This is a genomic window from Pseudomonas sp. LTGT-11-2Z, from assembly GCF_003691445.1.
In the GTDB taxonomy this organism is placed as follows: domain Bacteria; phylum Pseudomonadota; class Gammaproteobacteria; order Pseudomonadales; family Pseudomonadaceae; genus Aquipseudomonas; species Aquipseudomonas monteilii.
This window is the reverse complement of record NZ_CP033104.1, coordinates 1164576-1186712: the sequence shown is the minus strand read 5'-3', so window position 1 is coordinate 1186712 and position 22137 is coordinate 1164576. Positions and strand designations below refer to the sequence as shown.

Genomic DNA, 22137 nt, shown 5'->3' with positions numbered 1-22137 from the left:
TCGAAACTCCTAACGCTTGTGGCCAGTGTCCAGCTTGCGCTCCAGGTGCATGGAGTAGCGGGACATACCGAAACAGAAAATCCAGAACACCAGGGCGGCAAACACATAGCCCTCGGTGGCCATGCCCAGCCAGGCCGGGTCGGCGGCGGCTTGCTTGACGCTGTTCAGCAGGTCGAACAGACCGATGATGATCACCAGGCTGGTGTCCTTGAACAGGGCAATGAAGGTGTTGACGATGCCGGGAATAACCAGCTTGAGCGCCTGCGGCAGAATCACCAGGCCCATCGCGCGCCAGTAGCCCAGGCCCATGGCCGCAGCGGCTTCGTACTGGCCCTTGGGAATGGCTTGCAGGCCCCCGCGTACCACTTCGGCGATGTACGCCGACTGGAACAGGATCACGCCGATCATCGCCCGCAGCAGCTTGTCGAAGCTCATGCCTTCAGGCAGAAACAGCGGCAGCATCACCGACGACATGAACAGCACGGTGATCAACGGCACCCCGCGCCAGAACTCGATGAAGGTCACGCACACCACCTTCACGGCCGGCATCCGCGAACGCCGGCCCAGGGCCAGCAGGATGCCCAGCGGCAAGGCGCCAACGATACCCACGGTGGCGATCACCAAGGTCAGCATCAGCCCGCCCCACTGGCTTGTAGCCACGGTTTCCAGCCCAAGCACGCCGCCATGCAGCAGGGTGTAGGCCAGGATCGGGTACAGCACCAGGAACCCCAAGCCATAGAAGGCCTTGCGCGGGAAGCGCTTGATGAACAGCGGTGCAGCGCCGAGCACGGCAAGCCACACGGTCAGGTCCACGCGCCAGCGCAACTCAGCCGGGTAATAGCCGTACATGAACTGGCCGAAGCGCTGCTGCACGAACACCCAGCAGGCGCCTTCCTTGGTGCAGTCGGCGCGGGTGGTGCCGACCCAGTTGGCGTCGATCAACGCCCACTGGATAAGCGGCGGCACGATCAACCACACCAGGTAGATGGCAAACAGGGTCAGCAGCGTGTTGAGCCAGCTGGAAAACAGATTGGCACGCATCCATGCGAGCACGCCGACGGTTTTCACCGGTGGCGGCATGTCGGGTTTGAAAACATGGGCATTCACGGGCGTATCCTCACCGCTCGATCAGCGCAATGCGCTTGTTGTACCAGTTCATCAGCAGCGAAATGCTGATGCTGATGGCGAGATAGACACTCATGGTGATCGCAATCACCTCGATGGCCTGGCCGGTCTGGTTGAGCACGGTACCGGCGAACAGCGAGACCATCTCCGGGTAGCCGATACCGGCCGCCAGCGACGAGTTCTTCGCCAGGTTCAGGTATTGGCTGGTCAGCGGCGGAATGATCACCCGCAGTGCCTGGGGGATGATCACCTTGCGCAGGGTCGGCCCCTCGCGCAGGCCCAACGAGCGTGAGGCTTCGGTCTGGCCGTGGCTGACCGAACGGATGCCGGAACGCACGATTTCGGCGATGAAGGCGGCCGTATAGATCGTCAGGGCCAGGGTCAGCGCCAGCAGCTCGGGGATCAATACCCAGCCACCGACGAAGTTGAAGCCTTTCAGTTGCGGCACTTCCCAGGTCACCGGGCTGCCGAACAGCAGCACGCTCAGGCCCGGAATGGCGACGAACAACGCCAGCCCCACCCAGAACTTGTGAAACGGCACGCCGGTCTCGTCGAAGCGCTTGTTGGCGTAACGCACCATCACCACGATCGCCACCACCGCCACGGTCAAGGCAACGACGAACGGCCAGAAGCCGTCGGCCATCGAAGCGCCGGGCATGTTCAGGCCACGGTTACTGATAAAGAAGGTGTCGTCGATGTTGATGCTGCCCCGCGGTCCCGGCAGGGTCAGAAACACGGCGAAGTACCAGAACAGGATCTGCAACAACGGCGGAATGTTGCGGAAGGTTTCCACATACACGGTCGCCAGCTTGTTGATCATCCAGTTAGGCGACAACCGCGCCACACCGATGATGAAGCCCAGGATCGTCGCCAGAATGACACCGATGAAGGTCACCAGCAGGGTATTGAGCAGGCCGATGACGAACACCCGCGCATAGCTGTCGGATTCCACATAGGGAATCAGGTGCTGGGCGATGCCGAAGCCGGCACTGCGGTCGAGAAAGTCGAAGCCCGAGGTAATCCCCCGGTGTTGCAGGTTGGTTTGCGTGTTGTGGAACAGGTACCAGCCCAGGCCGACCACGAAAACGATCGTGAGGATCTGGAACAGCCACGCGCGCACACGCGGATCGTTAAGGGACAAGCCCTTGGGTGCGCCGATTTGATTTTGCATGAAATGCCCCGGACAGTAGGGATTCGAACAGCCTGCGGCGGCGGGATGCCGCCGCAGGGTGCAGCCATCAGCGCACAGGTGGCGCGTACTGGATGCCGCCGTTGTTCCACAGGGCGTTCATGCCACGGTCGATCTTCAGGTCGGTGCTCTGGCCCAGGTTCTTCTCGAACACTTCGCCGTAGTTGCCGACTTGCTTCACGATTTGCACTACCCAGTCTTTGGGCAGCTTGAGGTCCTTGCCGTACTCACCGTCCGCGCCCAGCAGGCGGGCGACGTCCGGGTTCTTGGTGGCCTTGGCTTCGGCCTCGACATTCTTCGAGGTGATGCCCGCCTCTTCGGCGTTGAGCATGGCGAACAGGGTCCACTTGACGATGCTGAACCACTCCTCGTCGCCTTTACGCACCACCGGGCCCAGCGGTTCCTTGGAGATGGTCTCCGGCAGCACCACGTACTCGGTCGGCGCGGCCAGCTTGGAGCGCTGGGCGAACAGCTGCGACTTGTCCGAGGTCAGCACGTCGCAACGGCCCGACTCCAGCGACTTGGCGCTTTCGTCCGAGGTGTCGAAGGTGATCGGCGTGTACTTGAGGTTATTGGCGCGGAAGAAGTCCGACACGTTCAGCTCGGTGGTGGTACCGGCCTGGATACAGATGGTCGCGCCATCGAGCTCCTTGGCGCTGGAAACACCCAGCTTCTTGTTGACCAAAAAGCCTACGCCGTCATAGTAGGTAACACCGGCAAACACCAGGCCCATGCCGGCATCGCGCGAGCTGGTCCAGGTGGTGTTGCGCGACAGCACGTCCACTTCGCCCGACTGCAGGGCGGTGAAGCGTTCCTTGGCGTTGAGCTGGCTGAACTTGACCTTGGTCGCATCGCCGAACACGGCGGCGGCCACGGCGCGGCACACATCGGCGTCGATACCGACGATCTTGCCCTGCGCATCAGGGACCGAGAAGCCCGGAAGACCGTCGCTCACGCCACACTGGACGAAGCCCTTCTTCTTTACCGCATCGAGGGTGGCGCCAGCCTGGGCGTTGCTCACGGCGCCCAGCGCGGCGGCAGCGGTCAGGACTGCCAGGGTGGTTTTCAACATCTTCATTCACAACCTCCAAATCGCTCTTGTTGTATCGAGCCGGAATTGCACCGCACCCTTTTGAGGCGTATCCGACCCGTATTGGCTTGTTATTGGGTCAATTGGCGCAATGGGCTGTTCTATGACAGCCTTCGCGTGCAAAGGGTGTTACCGTCACGGCCTGCCCTTTGCATCACAGGTTGAATTGCAAAGCGCGTACCAAAATTCGCGGCTGTAGCGTTTAAGCGCTCGTCAAGTAGGGAAAGTTGTATCGTTGCGACATTCTTTTTCCGACAATCATTTCTAGTGCCTTCTTTTCACGCACGCCATAACAAGACCCGCACACTTTCGGAGCAGTCATGACCAACCCGCTGATTCTCGAACCGCAGAAAACCGCTGATGCCTGTGTGATCTGGTTGCACGGTCTGGGTGCAGACCGTTACGACTTCCTACCTGTGGCCGAATTCATGCAGGAGCGCCTGCTCAGCACCCGCTTCATCATGCCCCAGGCCCCAACCCGCCCGGTGACCATCAATGGCGGCTACGCCATGCCCAGCTGGTACGACATCAAGGCCATGACCCCGGCCCGCGCCATTGACGAAGCGCAGCTGGAGGAATCGGCCGAACAGGTGATTGCCCTGATCAAGGCCGAGCGGGCCAAAGGCATCAACCTGTCGCGTATCTTCCTGGCCGGTTTCTCCCAGGGTGGCGCGGTGGTGCTGCACACTGCCTATATAAAGTGGCAAGAAGCACTGGGCGGGGTGATTGCCCTGTCCACCTATGCCCCCACCTTCAACGACCAGCACCAGTTGAGTGCGTGCCAGCAACGCACCCCTGCTCTGTGCCTGCACGGCGTGCACGACCCAGTGGTGATCCCGTCCATGGGCCGCACCGCCTTCGAGTACCTGAATACCTGGGGCGTGGCCGCCCGCTGGCACGAGTACCCGATGGAGCACGAGGTGGTGGTCGAGGAGCTGAACGACATCCACGAATGGCTGGCCAAGCAACTGCAATAAGCCAGCACCGCCTGTAGTTGTAGGGCTATTCCACTACGCCGCGCCCGGTTCTTGCTTTACACTGCCCGGCGTACATTCCTTAACCAGTTGATGAGACGATCGTGCTCAAGGCACTCAAGAAAATATTCGGCAAGGGAGACGCCGCGCCACAGGCCGCCGCTCCTGCTGCCAGTGTGACGCCGCCTGCGCCCGCCCCTGCTGCAGAGGCCCGGCCCGCGCCCAAACCGGCCGCTCCACGCGCCAAACCTGCCCCAAAGGCCGAACAGCCCACCGCCGCTACGCCAGCCGCCGACACCTCGGCCAAGGAAAAACCGCGTCGCGAGCGCAAGCCCAAGCCGCAGGCCAGCCTGTGGAAACCGGAAGACTTCGTGGTCGAGCCGCAGGAAGGCAAAACCCGCTTCCACGACTTCAAGCTGTCCAACGAGCTGATGCACGCCATCCACGACCTGGGCTTCCCGTACTGCACGCCGATCCAGGCGCAGGTGCTGGGTTACACCCTGCGTGGCCAGGACGCCATTGGCCGGGCGCAGACCGGTACCGGCAAAACCGCTGCGTTCCTGATTTCGATCATTTCCCAGCTGCAGCAGACGCCGCCGCCCAAAGAGCGTTACATGGGTGAACCGCGCGCGCTGATCATCGCGCCCACCCGCGAGCTGGTGGTGCAAATCGCCAAGGACGCCATCGCCCTGACCAAGTACACCGGTCTGAACGTGATGAGCTTCGTCGGCGGTATGGACTTCGACAAGCAGCTCAAGGCCCTGGAAGCGCGCCACTGCGACATCCTGGTCGCCACCCCGGGTCGCCTGCTGGACTTCAACCAGCGCGGCGAAGTGCACCTGGACATGGTCGAGGTGATGGTGCTGGACGAAGCCGACCGCATGCTCGACATGGGCTTCATCCCGCAGGTACGCCAGATCATTCGCCAGACGCCGCCGAAAAGCGAGCGCCAGACCCTGCTGTTCTCGGCCACCTTCACCGACGACGTGATGAACCTGGCCAAGCAGTGGACCACCAATCCGGCCATCGTCGAGATCGAGCCGGAGAACGTGGCCAGCGAAACGGTCGAGCAGCACGTGTATGCCGTGGCCGGCAGCGACAAGTACAAGCTGCTGTACAACCTGGTGACCCAGAACAAATGGGAACGGGTGATGGTGTTTGCCAACCGCAAGGACGAAGTGCGGCGCATCGAGGAAAAACTGGTGCGCGACGGCATCAATGCCGCCCAGCTGTCGGGCGACGTGCCGCAGCACAAGCGCATTCGTACCCTGGAAAACTTCCGCGAAGGGCGCATTACCGTGCTGGTGGCGACTGATGTGGCGGGGCGCGGCATTCACATCGATGGCATCAGCCACGTGATCAACTTCACCCTGCCGGAAGACCCGGATGACTACGTGCACCGCATTGGCCGCACAGGCCGCGCGGGGACCAGCGGCGTGTCTATCAGCTTTGCCGGGGAGGATGACTCCTACCAGCTGCCGGCGATCGAAGAACTGCTGGGGCGCAAGATCAAGTGTGAGATGCCGCCGGATGAGCTGCTGAAGCCGGTGCCGCGCAAGCACCATTAACCTGTGCCGGCCTCTTCGCGGGTAAACCCGCTCCCACAGGTACTGCGCTGTCCTCAGGTCATGCGCAGTCCCGGTAGGAGCGGGTTTACCCGCGAACCGGGGCAAAGCCCCGGCCATCAATATCCTATCTACCAGCGCCCCGCCGCATCCTGGTCACTCTGCTTCCCTTCCACCCACCTTGGCCCTTCCTGGGTATTCTCCTTCTTCCAGAACGGCGCCCGGGTCTTCAGGTAGTCCATGATGAAGTTGCAGGCATCGAACGCCGCCTGCCGATGGGCACTGGCCACCCCCACGAACACAATCGGCTCGCCCGGCTCCAGCGCCCCTATGCGGTGCAGCACCTCCACCTTGAGCAACGGCCAGCGCTGCTCGGCCTCCACCACGATCTTGGCCAAGGCCTTTTCGGTCATCCCGGGATAGTGCTCCAGGAACATCCCTGCCACTTCGCGACCGTCGTTGAAATCCCGCACGTAGCCGACAAACCCGACCACCGCACCCACGCCGACATTGGCCGCATGCATGGCATTGACCTCGGCCCCGGGGTCGAACGCACCGTCCTGCACTCGCACCGCCATGCTCAGCCTCCGGTCACCGGCGGGAAGAACGCCACTTCATCGCCCTCTTCCAGCGGCTCATCGAGCCTGCACAGCTCTTCGTTGCGCGCACACATCACGTTTTGCTCAGCCAGCAGCGCATACTTCCCACCCTTGGCCACCAACGCCTTACGCACATCGTCGAGCACATTGAACGCACCTTCCACGCGCTCGGCATCCACGCCCAGCTGTTCGCGGTAACGGGCGAAGTACATCACCTTGACCTTCATCATGCCTCCACCTTGTAGTGCCCGCTCTTGCCACCGAGCTTTTCCAGCAGACGCACCTGCTCGATGACCATGCCCTTGTCCACCGCCTTGCACATGTCATAGATCGTCAGCGCGGCAACGCTGGCAGCAGTCAACGCTTCCATCTCCACGCCGGTCTGCCCGGCCAGCTTGCAGCGGGCGACGATACGCACCGCGTCCTGCCCTTCGGCACTGAGTTCGACCTTGACGCTGGTCAGCATCAGCGGGTGGCACAGCGGAATGAGGTCGCTGGTCTTCTTCGCCGCCTGGATACCGGCAATACGCGCCACGGCGAACACATCACCCTTGGGGTGTTCACCATCGACGATCATCTGCAAGGTCTGCGGCAACATGCGCACCCGCGCCTCGGCGGTAGCCTCGCGCTCGGTCACGGCCTTTTCAGTGACGTCGACCATGTTGGCCCGCCCCTGGGAATCAAGATGTGTCAGCACTGCTCTGCTCCTGTGAAGGGAACAGCCAGTGTAAACCTGTGGGTCAGGTTTGAGCAGTGGGTTCAAGCGCGAAGAGGCCGGGCGGCGAACCGCCCGGCGGTGAGGGTTACAGATGCGACTCGGCGTACTCGGCCAGCACCGAACGTGGCACACCCTGCAGGGTGATGTGCACGCCATGGGGGAAGTCCTTGAAGCGCTCGGTCAGGTAGGTCAGGCCCGAGCTGGTCGCGGACAGGTAGGGGGTGTCGATCTGCGCCAGGTTGCCCAGGCAGACCACTTTGGAACCGGACCCTGCACGGGTGATGATGGTTTTCATCTGGTGCGGCGTGAGGTTCTGGCACTCATCGATCAAGATCAGGCTCTGCTGGAAACTACGGCCACGAATGTAATTCAGCGACTTGAACTGCAGCGGCACGCGTTCGAGGATGTACTCCACACTGCCATGGGTACTTTCGTCATCCATGTGCAAGGCTTCGAGGTTGTCGGTGATGGCACCCAGCCAAGGCTCCATCTTCTCGGCCTCGGTGCCCGGCAGGAAGCCGATTTCCTGGTCCAGCCCCTGCACGCTGCGGGTGGCGATGATGCGCCGATAGCGCTTGCTGACCATGGTCTGCTCGATGGCCGCGGCCAGGGCCAGAATGGTCTTGCCGGAACCGGCGGCACCGGTGAGGTTGACCAGGTGGATGTCCGGGTCAAGCAGGGCGAACAGCGCCAGGCTCTGATGGATATCGCGAGGCTTCAGGCCCCAGGCTTCCTGGTGCAGCAGCGGCTCCTGGTGCAGGTCGAGCAATAGCAGCTCGTCGTTGCGGATACCCTTGATCCAGCCGACGAAGCCCTGCTCATCGATGATGAACTCGTTGATGTGCACCGCCGGCAGGTTGTCGATCATCTGCACCCGATGCCAGGTGCGGCCGCGCTCCTGTCGGGTGTCGACTTTGCTGACGCGGTCCCAGAACGAGCCGGTAACCGAATGGTAGCCCTTGGACAGCAAGGACACGTCATCGACCAGCTGGTCCGTGCTGTAGTCCTCGGCCGCAATGCCACAAGCGCGCGCCTTCAGGCGCATGTTGATGTCTTTGGTGACCAGCACCACGTCCAGGTCGGTGCGCCGGCTGCGTACGTCGAGCAGGGTGTTGATGATGATGTTGTCGTTGAGGTTTTCCGGCAGCAACTTGCTCGGTTCGTTGCGCGGGCTCATCAGGATCGACAGGAAGCCCTTGGGCCCACTCTTGTTACGCTGGATCGGTACGCCCTGCTCGACATCGCTGGGCGAAGCGTCACCAAGGGTCTGGTCGATCAGGCGGATGGCCTGGCGGCATTCCGCGGCGATGGTCTGTTTGCCAGTCTTGAGTTTGTCGAGTTCCTCCAGCACCGTCATCGGGATGGCGACGTGGTGCTCCTCGAAGTTGAGTAACGCGTTGGGGTCGTGAATCAGGACGTTGGTATCGAGCACATAGAGGATTGGCTTGCTGGAGGAAGGGTTGCGTCCTTGGTCATCCATACTCGGTCACCTTATGTCGAAGCCATACGGCGCGGTCTGTTGCGCCGCAAAGTGACTGCCGCTCTCCCCGTATCCGCGTTGTTACGGGCGGGAAGCGAACCTGCCTAGGTGGGCCTGGATGACGCCACCTGTGCTGCAGGAATCGGCTGTCTGGTTTCTTCATACCGCAAAAACCATGACCGAAAAAAGCATTTTTACGTCTTTTTGAAGTTTATTTTTCCGATTGACGAAGAGGCCTTGGCGGCGAGGCCAGAGGGGGCTACGCTCAGAAGTCATACCCCTTGTTCGCTATATCCATATTCCCGGCAATCTTCCCAGCCAATCCCGCTTTGGGCGGTATTGCGCAGCAACCATTCCACCGCCGGCTGGGCCTTGGGCAGGCTGTCGTGGAACTGGATCACCCCTTTGCGCCACAACAGCATCAAGGTCAGCACCCGCTGCGCCGAGGCCTCGGCGCTCAAAGCGCCATCGTCCTGGGCATCGATATCCCACAGCGATACCCGCAACTGCTGGCTAGCCATGAAGGCCTCGCCATCGGCACGACGTTGACCATAAGGCGGGCGGAACAGCGGTACATACTGGCCCGGCAGGTCGGCCTGAATCCGCGCCTGGCTGCGGCGCAGCGAATCCTGCCAGCCTGTCCATTGCGCGTGTGAGCGGTATTCCCAACCCTGGAGGCCCACGCACTGCCCGCTATAGAGCTGGCGCAAGGCATTCGCCGGTCCGGCATCGCGGCGCTGTTGCAGGCGGTTTCCGAGCACGAAGAACGTGCCCTTCAGCTTTTGCCGGCGCAGATAATCCGCCAGTAAGTCGGTACTACCACCGTCAGGTCCGGGCCCACCGACAAAGGTCAGCAGGAACATGCGGTCGTTCAGCTCATCACCATTGCGCTCGCGCGAAGACAGCCGCTCGACCTCACTGCTGGTCTGCGGCAGCAATGCTGCCTTGCGCAGCTGTTCGTCCAGGTAGCGCACATGGAACTGATGGCTCGGTTCGATCCAACCGGCATAGAACGTGCCGACATCAGCAGCGAACGTTGCCGCCTGAGTACGTAAATCCGCCATGGAAGTTACCGGATAGCAAAACGATGCATCCTGCTCGCAACTGCGCTGAGCCTGTTGATAACCTTCCGATAACCGCTGCCACATGCGCGCCCGCACCTGGCGCACCTTCTGCAGATTGATCTGCCGCAACCCCAGCCGTGCCGCCAGCGCCGCATCGTCCAGCAATTCGCTCTCATGCAGCACCTGGGCGAACGAAAGAATCTCGGCCCGCGAGGCCACATCGAACAGCGCGGGGCTATCCAGCTGTTCGGGCCACAGGCTGCGGTCCAGGCTGACCTGGGGTGAAGGGGCGGCTTGCACGGCATAGCTCAACAGAGCAGCCAGCAAGGCAAAGGCGATGCGCACGGTGGAAGGCTCCGCAACGGCAAAACGCGAACTATAGCGCCTGCACCGCCCCATGGTCTGTGACTATCGTCGCCATAGTTTGGACTTGCACCGCCCACCCCGTAGAATCCACGGCCAACGATGCCAGGAGCCGACCCGATGCTGACGGTGATTTCCCCCGCCAAGACCCTCGATTACGACACCAAGCCTGTGACCGAGCGTTTCACCCTGCCCCAGTACCTGGACGACTCTCAGGAACTGATCCAGCAGCTGCGCGAACTGTCGCCAGCGCAGATCAGCGAACTGATGCACCTGTCCGACAAGCTGGCCGGCCTTAACGCCGCCCGCTTCGGCAGCTGGACCCCGGACTTCACCCCGGCCAATGCCAAGCAGGCGCTGCTGGCGTTCAAGGGTGACGTATACACCGGCCTCGACGCCGAGGGCCTGGGTGAAGACGACTTCAGCTATGCGCAAAACCACCTGCGCATGCTCTCGGGCCTCTACGGCCTGCTGCGCCCGCTCGACCTGATGCAGCCCTACCGCCTGGAAATGGGCACCAAGCTGGCCAACGCCCGCGGCAAGGACCTGTACGCCTTCTGGGGCACACGCATCAGCGAATGGCTGAACCAGGCCCTGGCCGAGCAGGGTGATGACGTGCTGCTGAACCTGGCCAGCAACGAGTACTTCAGTGCGGTGAAACGCAGCGCATTGAAGGCCCGGGTGATCAACGTCGACTTCAAGGACCTGAAGAACGGCCAGTACAAGATCATCAGCTTCTACGCCAAGAAAGCCCGCGGCATGATGAGCCGCTTTGTTATCCAGCAACGCATCAGCGACCCGGAGCAGCTCAAGCAGTTTGATGTGCAGGGGTACTACTACAGTGCCGAGCAGTCCAAGGCTGATCATCTGGTGTTTTTGCGCGATCACCCGGGCGATTGATCCGGCATTTGCGCAGCTCTTGAGATCGAGCGCCGCCCGCGCGGCGCTTCGCGGGGCAAGCCCGCTCCCACATTTGTTGCAACGTGCCGAACCTGACAGGCCATGGTTGTCCGCCTTGTTCGGCTGGCTGGATTTCTGAGTTGGCATTGCTGCAGCCCCACTTGTCTCAAACCTTGCGCCAAGGCCGGCAACGCCTCTTCCACAGGCGTGGCCACGTTGCAACAAATGTGGGAGCGGGCTTGCCCCGCGAAGCGCCGCGCGGGCGGCGCTCGATCTCATAGGCGAAGCCCCTCTCAAGACATGCCCCTGCGCTCCCCTCGAATGCTCTACCAACCACCCTCAATAAACATATTTTTGACGCCAAAAAACCACCACACCTGCCCTTATCGCAAAACGCCATAAGACCACTCATAGCTTTTTTGACGTTTTTTGAAAAAATTTTTCGATGCTGGCATAAAAACATCTAGCAACAGTTTCGTCCTTTATACACGGGGACCAAACACTTGTGTGCTATCAAATTGAAACTGTCCGCCACTGAAAAAATATTTAGAAATCTTTCATTCGGGCGAAACCCACTCCGGAACTTCTCCTGCGACCTGCCGCTCATAGTGCCGTAACGCATTTCCTGCCTCCGGGTTGTGAGAGATGACTTACAGATGAAACGGGCAGGTATCCACTACCTGCCTTGATAACTTCGACAGGTATCACGGAAACCCCGGAACCCTGTCCATGCAGGAGAGAAGCGTCCCTTAAAAATCGTCCTAGTGGTTGATTTCAAAGGATTTTTCCACTTGAAAAAACAAGCACAGCAAGGCGCCAAGTAGCGCATTGCAATAAAGACGGCTGCATTTCAGGGCACGTTTTTTAATTGATGGCTTTTTACTGCCAACTTTGAGTGCATAACTTTTTGCGCTCCGGATTTATTTTGCCTGCGCTCGGCGAAGTGTGCATTCGCCATGGATCCGTGCGCCCGAAAACTGTTGTTAATCAACCCGGCCGGCACTTCTGGTAAGCGTCGGCGTGATAAACACATGAGGTGATAGCGATGCGTATCAGCATCTTTGGTTTGGGTTATGTGGGTGCAGTCTGTGCAGGCTGCCTGACGGCGCGAGGCCATGAAGTGATCGGTGTGGACGTGTCCAGCACCAAGATCGACCTGATCAACCAGGGCAAGTCGCCCATCGTCGAACCTGGCCTGGAAGCACTGCTGCAACAGGGCATCGCCAATGGCCGCCTGCGCGGTACCACTGACTTCGCCGAAGCCATCCGTGCCAGCGACGTGTCGATGATTTGCGTGGGTACCCCCAGCAAGAAAAACGGCGACCTGGGCCTGGAGTACATCGAGTCGGTGTGCCGCGAAATCGGCTACGTGCTGCGTGACACCACCCGCCGCCATACCATCGTGGTGCGCAGCACCGTGCTGCCAGGCACCGTCAAGAATGTGGTCATTCCGATTCTCGAAGACTGCTCGGGCAAAAAGGCCGGCGTCGACTTCGGCGTGGCGGTCAACCCGGAATTCCTGCGTGAAAGCACCGCGATCAAGGACTACGACCAGCCACCAATGACCGTCATCGGCGAACTGGACAGCGCCAGCGGCGACATCCTGCAGGCCCTGTACGAAGAACTCGACGCCCCGGTGATCCGCAAGCCGATCGAAGTGGCCGAGATGATCAAGTACACCTGCAACGTGTGGCACGCCACCAAGGTCACCTTCGCCAACGAAATCGGCAACATCGCCAAGGCCGTCGGTGTGGATGGCCGTGAAGTGATGGACGTGGTCTGCCAGGACACCGTACTGAACCTCTCCCAGTACTACATGCGCCCTGGCTTCGCCTTCGGCGGCTCGTGCCTGCCCAAGGACGTGCGCGCCCTCACCTACCGTGCCGCCAGCCTCGACGTACGCGCACCGCTGCTCGACTCGCTGATGCGCAGCAACGAATCGCAGGTGCAGAACGCCTTCGAACTGATCGAAGCCCACGACAAGCGCAAGGTCGCCCTGCTGGGCCTGAGCTTCAAAGCCGGCACCGACGACCTGCGCGAAAGCCCGCTGGTAGAGCTGGCCGAGCGCCTGATCGGCAAGGGCTACCAGCTGGACATCTACGACGAGAACGTCCAGTACGCCCGCGTACACGGTGCCAACAAGGACTACATCGAGTCGAAGATCCCGCACGTGTCGTCGCTGCTCAACGCCGACTTCCAGCAGGTGATCGACAACGCCGACATCATCGTGCTCGGGAACCGTGACGAGCAGTTCCGTGCGCTGGCCCAACAAGCGCCAGCCGGCAAGCAGGTGATCGATCTGGTCGGCTTCATGAGCAAGCCGACCTGCACCACCAGCCGCACTGAAGGCATCTGCTGGTAAGTGCCTGGCCGGGCAGCGGAAGCCTCCCCACTTCCGCTGCCCACTCTCCCCCGAATTTTCGACGGATGCTGAACATGCAAAGGCTCCAGACCGTGCTGTTGCAGTGCGCCGGGTGGCTGCTCTACATGAGCCTGCTCATGCTGATCGCCCTGGCCCTGCCAGCCGATATCTTCGACTCGCAGTCGAAGCACTTCATCTTCCTGGTCGGCGCAGTCGGCATCTGGCGCTATTCCATGGGCGCCACCCATTTCATCCGCGGCATGATCTTCCTCTACGGCGTGTACCCGTACCTGCGCCGCAAAGTGCAGAAGATGGGCGATGCCACCGACCCGTCGCATGTGTACCTGATGGTGACCAGCTTTCGCATCGAAGCCCTGACCACCGCCCAGGTGTACAGCTCGGTGATCCGCGAGGCGATCAACTGCGGCTTCCCCACCACCGTGGTTTGCTCGCTGGTGGAAATGTCGGATGAACTGCTGGTGAAAAGCCTGTGGGCCAAATACAACCCGCCAGCCCATGTGAAGCTGGACATCGTGCGCATTGCCGGCACCGGCAAGCGCGATGGCCTGGCCTACGGCTTCCGCGCCATCTCGCGCATGCTGCCGGACGAAAACGCCGTGGTGGCGGTGATCGACGGCGACACCGTGCTGGCCGATGGCGTGGTCCGCAAGACCGTGCCGTGGTTCAAGCTGTTCCCCAACGTCGGCGGCCTGACCACCAACGAGTTCTGCGAAGTACGCGGCGGCTACATCATGAGCGAGTGGCACAAGCTGCGCTTCGCCCAGCGCCACATCAACATGTGCTCCATGGCGCTGAGCAAGCGCGTGCTGACCATGACCGGGCGCATGTCGATGTTCCGCGCCAGCGTGGTGACCAACCCTGAGTTCATTGCCGACGTCGAAAGCGACTCGCTGATGCACTGGCGCCTGGGCCGCTTCAAGTTCCTCACCGGTGACGACAAGTCCAGCTGGTTCAGCCTCATGCGTCTGGGCTACGACACCTTCTACGTGCCGGACGCCGCCATCAACACGGTCGAGCACCCGCCGGAGAAAAGTTTCTTCAAGGCGAGCCGCAAGCTGATGTACCGCTGGTACGGCAATAACCTGCGGCAGAACTCCCGTGCGCTGGGCCTGGGCCTTGGCCGCCTCGGGCTGTTCACCAGCATCGTGCTGTTCGACCAGCGCGTGTCGATGTGGACCAGCCTGCTGGGGCTGACCGTGGCGGTGATCGCCAGCCTCAAGTTCGGCCTGGCCTTCCTGCTGGTGTACCTGCTGTGGATCGGCATCACCCGCCTGATCCTCACCGTCATGCTGCTGTGCTCCGGCCACAACGTGGGCCCGGCCTACCCGCTGATTCTCTATTACAACCAGATCATCGGCGCGCTGATGAAGATCTACGTGTTCTTCCGCCTCGACAAGCAGTCGTGGACGCGTCAGCCCACTGCCCTCAAGCGTGACCTCGCCAGCTTTCAACAATGGTTCAACACCTGGTCCTCGCGGACCATGACCTTCTCGGCGGCCAGCATCTTCGTTGCTGTGCTGTTCATGGTCGTGTGAGCCCAACCCGGATCGGATCTAACAGGAACAAACCACCATGAATACCGCCGTGAACGTCAATGTCGTGCATGAGTCCGAAGCCCAGCGCCAACACGCCCGGGTGCGCATTCCCGCCAAGCTGCGTTTCCTGGACGCCCAGCGCCAAACCCACGAAGTGAAGGTCGACGACCTTTCTGCCGGCGGCCTGAGCTTCCACACCAAGCAGCCACTGTCGGTGGGCGATGTACTGCGCGGGCGCCTGCAGTTCGTGGTCGACAACCTGGGCCTGTCGATCGACATCGAGTTCCAGGTGCGCTCGTACAACCCGAGCAGCGGCCGTACCGGTGCCCAGTTCCAGAACCTTGAACCCCGCGACATCGCCACGCTGCGGCACATCATCACCAGCCACCTGTCCGGTGAGCTGATCAGCATCGGCGACGTGCTCAGCACCCTGCAACGTGACAACTTCACCAAGGCGCGTAAGCAAAAAGACGGCGGCTCCGGCCTGAGCGCATTCGGCCGGTTCAAGGCAGTCACCGTCACCCTCGGGGTATTCGTGGTCGGCGTCGCGGCTTTCGGCTTTGTCGCCAAGTCGTTGTACGGCATGTATTTCGTCAGCCATGCCGAAGCCGGTGTGGTCGCGGTACCGACCACCACCATCACCATGCCACGCGACGGCACCGTGAGCAGCCTGGTCGAGGGCGGTGGGCAGATCGCCAAGGGCGCGCCATTGGCCAGCTTCACCACGAGCATGCTGGACATGCTCAAGGGCAATCTGGACGACTCGCAGCTGGAGCCGGCGAAGATCGAAGAGCTGTTCGGCAAGCAGCTGTCCGGCACCCTAACCAGCCCCTGCGATTGCGTGGTCGCCCGCCAACTGGTGGACGACGGCCAGTATGCCGCCAAAGGCCAGCCGATTTTCCAGCTGATCCCGCGCACCACCACGCCCATGGTCGAAGCCCGCTTCAGCTACCGCCAGTTCGACGAGGTCAAGCCAGGCACCCGGGTCAACTTCCAGGTGGCCGGAGAAGACGAAGTGCGCACCGGCCAGATCGTCAGCAGCGCCAGCCTCAACAGCGACGACCTCGCCTCCGACATTCGCGTGCAGATCAAGCCTGACAGCGGCCTGCCCGCCGAACTGGCCGGCCGCCCGGCTGCGGTCAACAGCGACCGTGGCCCATCGCTGAACTGGCTGATCGACAAAGCCGTGGCCCGTGGGCTGTAAGAGGATCACAGCATGATTCCCTACAAGAAGAGCGCAAGCCTGGGCCTGTGTGCCCTGGCTGCCGCCATCACCTTGGCCGGCTGTGCCGGCCTGCCCGACCAGCGCCTGGCCAACGAAGCCATGAAACGCGGTGACACCGCCTTGGCCGAGCGCAACTACAAGGCCCTGGCCGACCTGGGCTACAGCGAAGCGCAAGTGGGCCTGGCCGACATCAAGGTGGCCACCCGCGACCCGTCGCAAATCAAGGAAGCCGAGGCCACCTACCGCGCCGCAGCTGCCACGTCGCCCCGTGCCCAGGCACGCCTTGGTCGCCTGCTGGTGGCCAAGCCCGACAGCACCCAGGCCGAACGCGAAGAAGCCGAAACCCTGCTCAAGCAAGCGGCCCGTCAAGGCGAAAGCAATACCCTGATCCCGCTGGCGATGCTCTACCTCAGCTACCCGCAGAGCTTCCCCAAGGTCAACGCACAACAGCAGATCGACCAATGGCGCGCCGCCGGCAACCCGGAAGCAGGCTTGGCCCAGGTGCTGCTGTACCGCACCCAGGGCACCTACGACCAGCACCTGGGCGAGGTGGAGAACATCTGCAAGGCCGCCCTGAACACCACCGACATCTGCTACGTCGAATTGGCCACCGTATACCAGAAGCGTGGCCAGGCCGACCAGCAGGCCGACCTGCTCGCGCAGCTCAAAGCCGCCTACGCCCGTGGCGCAGTGCCGGCCACCCGGGTCGACAGCGTTGCCCGTGTGCTGGCTGACCGCAGCCTGGGCCAGACCGACGAGAAAACCGCCAAGGACCTGCTTGAGCAGGTGGCCCCGACGAACCCGGCGTCCTGGGTCAGCCTGGCGCAACTGGTGTACGACTTCCCCGAACTGGGCGACACCGACCAGTTGCTGGCCTACATCGACAAGGGCCGCGAAGCCGAACAGCCTCGCGCCGAACTGCTGCTGGGCCGCCTGTACTACGAAGGCAAGACCCTGCCAGCCGACGCCAAAAAGGCCGAGCAGCACCTGCAGGCTGCCGCCGACGCAGGCGAGATCAGCGCCCATTACTACCTGGGCCAGCTGTACCGCCGTGGCTACTTGGGCAACGTCGAGCCGCAGAAAGCCGTCGACCACCTGCTGACCGCCGCCCGTGGCGGGCAGAACAGCGCCGACTATGCCCTGGCCCAGCTGTTCAGCGAAGGCCACGGCATCCGCCCGCAACCGGGCAACGCCTGGGTGTTCGCCCAGCTGTCGCAGGTCAACCCGACGCCGCAATCGAGCGAACTCTTGCAGCAACTCGACCAGCAACTCACGCCTGACCAACGTAGCCAGGCCCAGCAACTGCTGGCGCAAGAGAAGCAGGCACGCGGCAGCATGGCCCAGGGCGCGAACAGCACCCTGGCACTCGAAGCCCTGCAAGACGACGAAAAAGAAGTAGACGGTGAGGACTCGCTATGACGCTCAATCCCTTCGTGAAAGCTGGCATCGGCCTGAGCTTCGCCCTGCTGTGGTCCTGCCCGACCCTGGCGGAAATGACCGCTGAGAAAAACTTTGGCCTGGACGTGAAAATCACCGGCCAGTCGGAAGACGACCGCGACCTGGGCACCCGCCCTGGCGGCGACGTCAACGGCCTGGGCCTGGACCTGCGCCCGTGGGTATACGGCGAGCGCGGCAACTGGAGCGCCTACGCCATGGGCCAGGCTGTCGCCGCCACCGACACCATCGAAACCGACACCCTGCGCCAGAACGACGACGGCACCACCACCGACACCGGTGACGACAGCCGCCAGCCAGACAAAAGCTACCTGGCCATGCGCGAGTTCTGGGTGGGCTACAGCGGCCTCACCGCTTACCCCGGCGAGCAACTGCGCCTCGGTCGCCAGCGCCTGCGCAGCGACGATGGCATGTGGCGCGACACCAACATCGAAGCACTGAACTGGACCTTCGACACCACCCTGCTCAAGGCCGACCTGGGCGTGGCCCAGCGCTTCAGCGAATACCGCACCGACCTCACCGAGCTGGCCCCGGAAGACAAGGACCGCACCCACATCTACGGCAACGTTGCCACACAGTGGACCCCTGGCCACTGGGTAGGCGTGCGCGCCCATCACACCCACGACAGCGGCAGCCTGAAAAAACCGGGTGAAACCGTCGACGCACTGGACAAGACCCGCACCGGCGACCTGACCTGGCTGGGCCTGGAAGCCAACAGCGACGCCTACAACTGGCGCAACGACCACACCGTCAACTACTGGGGCAGCGTCACCTGGCTGACCGGTGACCGCGACACTCTCAGCAGCCAGGCCGTCGGCGACGAGCAGGTTGCCACTGGCAAGCAGAGCGGCGACGTCAACGCCTGGGCCACCGACCTCGGCATCCGCCTGCGCCTGGACCCGCAATGGCAGGTCGGTGCGGCCTATGCCCGTGGCAGCGGCGGCGGTGGCGACGACGGTTCGAACAACTTCGAGCAAACCGGCCTTGAGAGCAACCGCTCCAACTTCACCGGCACCCGCTCGCGCGTGCACCGCTTCGGTGAGGCATTCCGTGGCGAGCTGGGCAACCTGCAGGCCGCCACCCTGTTCGCCTCCTGGCAGCTGCGCGACGACTACGACGCCAGCCTGATCTACCACAAGTTCTGGCGTGTCGACGGCAACCAGAACATCGGCTCCAGCGGCATCAATGCCGCCGTCGACGACAACGGCGTCAGCCGCCAGCTGGTCGACGGTGAAAAAGACCTTGGCCAGGAAATGGACGTGGTTGTGACCAAGTACTTCAAGCAAGGCCTGCTGCCAGCCTCCATGAGCCAGGCCATCGACGAACCGTCCGCCCTGGTGCGCCTGCGCGCCGGTGTGTTCAAGCCGGGCGACGCCTATGGCAAGGAAGCGGACTCGTACATGCACCGCGCCTTCGTCGACGTGATCTGGCGATTCTGAGGCCGGGAGAAACCTGATGAACCTTCACCCGCACTTACGTCACAGCCTGTTGGCCAGCGCCTTGCTGCTGGCCAGCGGCCTGGTCGCCGCCGCAGAACCCCAGGTGATTGCCAAGGAACTGCAGCAGGCCAAGACCTATACCGTGGCCAGCGCGCCAATCGAGCCGCTGCAGATGGACCCGCCAAAGCTGCCCGACCTGACCGGCTTCACCGCCGAGGCGGTGCAGAAGAAGATCGACCGCAGCCACAAGGGCAAGGTCAGCCTGCGCCGCATGTTCCAGGAGGACACCCTCAAGGAGTTCGTCGGCGGCGACAACAAGGCGGCCGAGTGGGTGCAACGCCAGCACGGTATACCCCAGGCGATTTTCGTCGATGACGGCCATGTCGATCTGGTGGAGCTGAGCAAGAAGGTGCCCAAGCAGTACCTCAGCGAAGTCGAGCCGGGCGTGTACCTGGCGCGCCTGCCAATTGTGGTCGGGCAAAAGGGCATCCTCGAGATCGACGGCAAGGTCAAGCAGTTGCGCCTGTCCCAGGAGGGCGGTTCGTTCCTGGTCAACGACGGCAAGCTGTTCGTCACCGACACCCAGGTGACCGGCTGGCGCGAGAAGGACAACGGCCCGGCGACCTTCCGCTCGCCCAAGGAATTCCGCCCGTTCCTGCTGTCGTGGGGCGGTACCGAGACCTACATCGTCAATACGAAGATGGCCAGCTTCGGCTACGCCAAGTCCAAATCGTACGGTGTGAGCATCTCGCAGTACACGCCGAACATGGCCAAGCGCATGGGCCGACCGGAACCCACCGGCTGGATCATCGGCTCTGAGTTCAGCGACATGTGGTACGGCTTCTATTGCTACGAAACCCAGGACTTCGTGGTGAAGGACAGCACCTACCGCGACAACATCGTCTACGGCATCGACCCGCACGACCGCTCGCACCGCCTGATCATCGCCGGCAACACGGTGTACGGCACCAAGAAGAAGCACGGCATCATCGTTTCGCGTGAGGTGAACGACAGCTGGATCATCAACAACAAGAGCTACGACAACAAGCTCTCGGGTGTGGTGATCGACCGTAACAGCGTCAACAACCTGATCGCCTACAACGAGATCTACCGCAACCACACCGACGGCATCACCCTGTACGAAAGCGGCGACAACCTGATCTGGGGCAACAAGCTGATCAACAACCGCCGCCACGGCATCCGCGTGCGTAACAGCGTGAACATCCGCCTGTACGAAAACATCGCCATGGCCAACGGCCTGGTGGGCGTGTACGGCCACATCAAAGACCTGTCCGACACCGACCGCGATATCGCCCTGGACCCGTTCGACACCAAGGTGTCGCTGATCCTGGTGGGCGGTGAGCTGACGGCCAACGGCTCCGGCCCGCTGTCGATCGACTCGCCGCTGTCGGTCGAGCTGTACAAGGTTTCGATGCTCGCCCCGCGCAAGGCCAGCGGTATCAGCCTCAACGGCATCCTGGGCGAACGCCAGGACGAAATCCTCGACCTGCTGGTACGCCAGCAAAAGGCTGTGCTGATCGACCCGGTCGAACGCCAGACCGAAATGATCGATTAAGGAAGCCCAGACCATGACCCCACACCTGATGAAACTGCTGGGCCTGTCCGCCGCCCTTCTGGCGATCAGCCAGGGCGTGCGCGCCGACGACGTGAAGGCCCCCACCTTCACCGCCGAGCCGTGCTGCCAGCTGTGCCCTGAAGCGCATGACGCCAGCCGCTACACCACCCGTTACCAGCAAAACTTCACCACGCTGGTGCAGGCCAAAGGGGACTGGCTTTTCCGTACCCGCGAAGACCTGCGCACCGAGTTCAACACCACCCCGGCCGGCTACAAACGCCTGCAGCAGGTGCACGACGCGTTCAAGAAGCGCGGCGTGGAACTGGTGGTGGTCTACCAGCCGACCCGTGGCCTGGTGAACCGCAACATGCTCAACCCGGCCGAGAAAGCTGCCTTCGATTACCAGAAGGCGCTGGGCAACTACCAGGCCATGCTCAAGCGCTTTGCAAGCATGGGCTACAACGTGCCCGACCTGTCGCCGCTGACCAACGAACAGCTGGCCGCCGCCGACCAGGGCAAGGACTTCTACTTCCGTGGCGACCAGCACTGGACACCTTACGGCGCCGAGCGCGCGGCCAAGATCGTGGCCGACACCGTGCACCACATGCCGGCCTTCGAAGGCATCCCGCGCAAGGAATTCGAAACGAAAAAATCCGGGCGCATGGGCAAGACCGGCACCCTGCACAACGTCGCCGGCCAGCTCTGCGGCACCAGCTATGCAGTGCAGTACATGGACCAGTTCGCTACCGAGCCGAAAGGCTCCAGCGGCGGTGGCGACGACCTGTTCGGTGACAGTGGCAACGCGCAGATCACCCTGGTCGGCACCAGCCACAGTGGCAAGAACTACAACTTCTCGGGCTTCCTCGAACAGTACATCGGTGCCGACGTGCTCAACGTCGCCTTCCCCGGCGGAGGCCTGGAAGGTTCGATGATCCAGTACCTGGGCAGCGAGGAATTCCAGAAGAACCCGCCGAAGATCCTGATCTGGGAGTTCTCCCCGCTGTACCGCCTGGACCAGGAAACCATCTGGCGGCAAATCCTCGGCCTGCTCGACAACGGCTGCGACGACCGCCCGGCGCTAATGAGCGCCAGCACCACCCTCAAGCCCGGCAAGAACGAGCTGATGGTCAACGGCAAGGGCGGCGTGATCAAAGACCTGATCAACCGCAACCTGCAGATGGACGTGAAGTTCGAAGACCCGTCGGTGAAGGTATTGCAGGCCACCCTGTGGTACCTCAACGGCCGCCACGAAGACATCAAGCTGGAAAAACCGGAAACCTCCGACACCGACGGCCGCTTTGTCTTCCAGATGCGTGAAGACGAGGACTGGGCCAGCCAGAGCCTGCTGGCCTTCGAGGTGCAAGGCCCGGAAAGCGGCACCCAGAAAGTCGAAGCCAAGCTCTGCAAACGCAACAACTTCGCCGTGCCCGCGCAAACCGCGCAGGCCGGCCAGTGAG

The 22137-nt window shown here is 62.2% G+C and carries 18 protein-coding genes; 10 read left to right on the top strand and 8 right to left on the bottom strand.

The features are described from left to right. Window positions 1–9 precede the first annotated feature (9 nt). The 3 genes from D8767_RS05380 to D8767_RS05370 all read right to left on the bottom strand — a co-directional run bounded on the left by D8767_RS05380 (window position 10) and on the right by D8767_RS05370 (window position 3392). On the bottom strand, window positions 10–1107 hold the full coding sequence (locus D8767_RS05380; protein WP_016713533.1) for an amino acid ABC transporter permease: 1098 nt from the start codon (window positions 1105–1107) through the stop codon (window positions 10–12). A 10-nt stretch (window positions 1108–1117) separates the two neighbouring features. After that, window positions 1118–2296, bottom strand: coding sequence for an amino acid ABC transporter permease (locus D8767_RS05375; protein WP_016713532.1), 1179 nt, complete (start codon window positions 2294–2296; stop codon window positions 1118–1120). A 67-nt stretch (window positions 2297–2363) separates the two neighbouring features. Then, on the bottom strand, window positions 2364–3392 hold the full coding sequence (locus D8767_RS05370) for an amino acid ABC transporter substrate-binding protein (protein ID WP_016713531.1): 1029 nt from the start codon (window positions 3390–3392) through the stop codon (window positions 2364–2366). 332 nt (window positions 3393–3724) lie between these two features. Here D8767_RS05370 and D8767_RS05365 point away from each other — a divergent pair, with 332 nt between their 5' ends. Then, window positions 3725–4381, top strand: a complete 657-nt coding sequence (locus tag D8767_RS05365; protein ID WP_016713530.1) for an alpha/beta hydrolase — start codon at window positions 3725–3727, stop codon at window positions 4379–4381. 101 nt (window positions 4382–4482) lie between these two features. Further along, window positions 4483–5946: an ATP-dependent RNA helicase RhlB gene (gene rhlB / locus D8767_RS05360; RefSeq protein WP_016713529.1), complete on the top strand. Its 1464-nt coding sequence runs from the start codon at window positions 4483–4485 to the stop codon at window positions 5944–5946. Window positions 5947–6074: 128 nt separating this feature from the next. On the opposite strand, the gene moaE is transcribed toward rhlB, so the two are convergent. The 5 genes from moaE to D8767_RS05330 form a co-directional block, all read right to left on the bottom strand. Beyond that, a complete protein-coding gene (gene moaE / locus D8767_RS05350; protein ID WP_016713528.1) occupies window positions 6075–6521 on the bottom strand; it encodes a molybdopterin synthase catalytic subunit MoaE in 447 nt (148 codons plus the stop codon). Window positions 6522–6523: 2 nt separating this feature from the next. After that, complete coding sequence (gene moaD, locus D8767_RS05345) at window positions 6524–6769, bottom strand: molybdopterin converting factor subunit 1 (RefSeq protein ID WP_016713527.1); 246 nt, start codon at window positions 6767–6769, stop codon at window positions 6524–6526. Next, a complete protein-coding gene (gene moaC / locus D8767_RS05340) occupies window positions 6769–7239 on the bottom strand; it encodes a cyclic pyranopterin monophosphate synthase MoaC (RefSeq protein ID WP_003251775.1) in 471 nt (156 codons plus the stop codon). Before moaC ends, moaD begins: the two co-directional genes overlap by 1 nt. Before the next feature lie 106 nt (window positions 7240–7345). Next, entirely contained in the window at window positions 7346–8740 is a 1395-nt protein-coding gene (locus tag D8767_RS05335) for a PhoH family protein (RefSeq protein WP_012274097.1), read from the bottom strand. Between the two features lie 272 nt (window positions 8741–9012). Continuing rightward, window positions 9013–10149, bottom strand: coding sequence for a polysaccharide deacetylase family protein (locus D8767_RS05330; protein WP_016713526.1), 1137 nt, complete (start codon window positions 10147–10149; stop codon window positions 9013–9015). A gap of 138 nt (window positions 10150–10287) precedes the next feature. Here D8767_RS05330 and yaaA point away from each other — a divergent pair, with 138 nt between their 5' ends. The 8 genes from yaaA to D8767_RS05290 all read left to right on the top strand — a co-directional run bounded on the left by yaaA (window position 10288) and on the right by D8767_RS05290 (window position 22136). Continuing rightward, window positions 10288–11067 (top strand): peroxide stress protein YaaA, encoded by a 780-nt coding sequence (gene yaaA / locus D8767_RS05325; RefSeq protein ID WP_016713525.1) that lies wholly within the window; start codon window positions 10288–10290, stop codon window positions 11065–11067. Between the two features lie 1045 nt (window positions 11068–12112). After that, on the top strand, window positions 12113–13429 hold the full coding sequence (locus tag D8767_RS05320; RefSeq protein WP_016713524.1) for a nucleotide sugar dehydrogenase: 1317 nt from the start codon (window positions 12113–12115) through the stop codon (window positions 13427–13429). A 74-nt stretch (window positions 13430–13503) separates the two neighbouring features. After that, window positions 13504–14985: a glycosyltransferase family 2 protein gene (locus tag D8767_RS05315; protein ID WP_033724073.1), complete on the top strand. Its 1482-nt coding sequence runs from the start codon at window positions 13504–13506 to the stop codon at window positions 14983–14985. A gap of 37 nt (window positions 14986–15022) precedes the next feature. After that, window positions 15023–16189: an alginate biosynthesis protein Alg44 gene (locus tag D8767_RS05310; protein WP_016713522.1), complete on the top strand. Its 1167-nt coding sequence runs from the start codon at window positions 15023–15025 to the stop codon at window positions 16187–16189. A gap of 12 nt (window positions 16190–16201) precedes the next feature. Next, on the top strand, window positions 16202–17629 hold the full coding sequence (algK, locus tag D8767_RS05305) for an alginate biosynthesis TPR repeat lipoprotein AlgK (protein WP_016713521.1): 1428 nt from the start codon (window positions 16202–16204) through the stop codon (window positions 17627–17629). Next, a complete protein-coding gene (locus D8767_RS05300; RefSeq protein ID WP_016713520.1) occupies window positions 17626–19104 on the top strand; it encodes an alginate export family protein in 1479 nt (492 codons plus the stop codon). The genes algK and D8767_RS05300 overlap by 4 nt, the downstream gene beginning before the upstream one ends. Window positions 19105–19120: 16 nt before the next feature. Beyond that, entirely contained in the window at window positions 19121–20680 is a 1560-nt protein-coding gene (gene algG / locus D8767_RS05295; protein ID WP_016713519.1) for a mannuronan 5-epimerase AlgG, read from the top strand. Between the two features lie 13 nt (window positions 20681–20693). Continuing rightward, complete coding sequence (locus D8767_RS05290; protein ID WP_016713518.1) at window positions 20694–22136, top strand: alginate O-acetyltransferase; 1443 nt, start codon at window positions 20694–20696, stop codon at window positions 22134–22136. The last annotated feature ends 1 nt before the right edge of the window (window position 22137 follow it).